The 1,398-nt window shown below is 59.9% G+C and carries 2 protein-coding genes; both read right to left on the bottom strand.

The window, feature by feature from the left end:
- Window positions 1–554: DUF1254 domain-containing protein (locus AC1DT3_RS21180; protein WP_477467160.1), on the bottom strand; the 554-nt coding region annotated here is incomplete at its 3' end.
- Window positions 555–636: 82 nt separating this feature from the next.
- Window positions 637–1,356, bottom strand: a complete 720-nt coding sequence (locus AC1DT3_RS21175; RefSeq protein WP_477467159.1) for an outer membrane protein — start codon at window positions 1,354–1,356, stop codon at window positions 637–639.
- Window positions 1,357–1,398 lie beyond the last annotated feature (42 nt).

Raw genomic sequence — 1,398 nt, 5'->3', positions numbered from 1 at the left:
TTGCCATCGTAGCCGGGCGGCAGGATCAGATACTTTCCCCCTTCGCCACGATCAGGCCCGGGTGCGCCCAAATCAATAACCCAGCGGAACCACTGGTCGTCGATAGCGCCCAACATCTTGGGGCCGATCTCCAGCACCATCGGCCCCTTGGAAAGGTCGAGCATTCCCAGGGTATAGATCGTGTCCGCGTTGGCCGTCAGGAACAACGAACTGGCGTCCATCAGATCGGAAAAGATGAGGGCTTCGTTGTCCTTCACCCCGGCGTTCTGAAATCCTTTGTGAAGGGCCGCGATGCTGACGCCCTGGAAAGTGTTCACGAATGCCTCGAAGGCGTGCGTGAAGTCCAGATTGTCATAGACCTTGGCGATGGTCTCCTTGCTCGGCATGCCGTCCTTGAAGTCGAGTGTTCCGATGCGTGTCTCGACTTTGTCCGGCGTCAGGATCGATGCAGGTGGAGGCGACGTTTGCGCGCTTGCTCCAATCGAGCCGGCGAGGAAAGTCGATGCTACGAGGATCGTCGTCAGTCCGCGGAGCGTGCTGTGGATCGGTTTCATAGTTGTTCCTTGGGCTTGGTGGTTGGCGCTTGGCGACAGAAGTTGAAGGATAACCTGGGGGCGGGCCCGCGATAGGATCAAATCAGAACTTGTAGAGCAGTCTCCCGACGACCTGATTGGTGCTCAGTTGCTGTTTGAAGCCGACAATCCCGAGCCCACCGACACCGATTGGATAGGTGTAGGTATCCTCCTGGAACTGCGCGTACCGATATTCCAGACCGGCGATCCAGTTGTTCGTGACGGCATATTCGGCTCCAGCCCCAAGCGTCCAGCCGACGCGAGTGCTGTCGCCTGCGCCATAGGAATAACCCGTGCCCGTCACCGTCGACTTCGGCGCCGCCAAGGCGAGGCCGCCGGTCGCGTAGATCAGGAAGCGGTCGAAGGCATAACCGACGCGCAACCTGGCCGAGCCGACCCAATTTGTATGAGCGGTAATGAAGTCGCCTGTCAGCGCAGTGTATCTCTGTTTCCCGGTGATGAGAGCCGAGCCGTCGATCTCTCCGCCTAGGACAAGCTGGCCGATCTGATAGTTGTAGCCAACCAGCAATCCGGCCGTAACGCCGTTCTTGTCCAGACTGGGCAGCGAGGCGACAGCGGCCTGGCCAGCGATTGCCGCACCCGCAGTCAGCTCGGTTCGGGTCTGCCCCCAGCCAGCCTGGATGCCGACATAAAATCCGGTCCACGTAAACGCGGGCGGCAAGGGAGCGGGCTCGATCCTCCGCGACGGCAGATCGGCAGCTTGCGCGGTCATCGAGCACATCGCGAAGGCGATTCCGGCACAGAACTTCATGCGGGTGGGCATCTAGTGAATCCTTGGGAGATGATGGAGGCAACTCGTCATGAA

This window comes from Microvirga sp. P4_G7 (assembly GCF_056401005.1).
The sequence above is the reverse complement of the archived record's forward strand: the minus strand, read 5'-3'. Positions and strand labels throughout refer to the sequence as shown.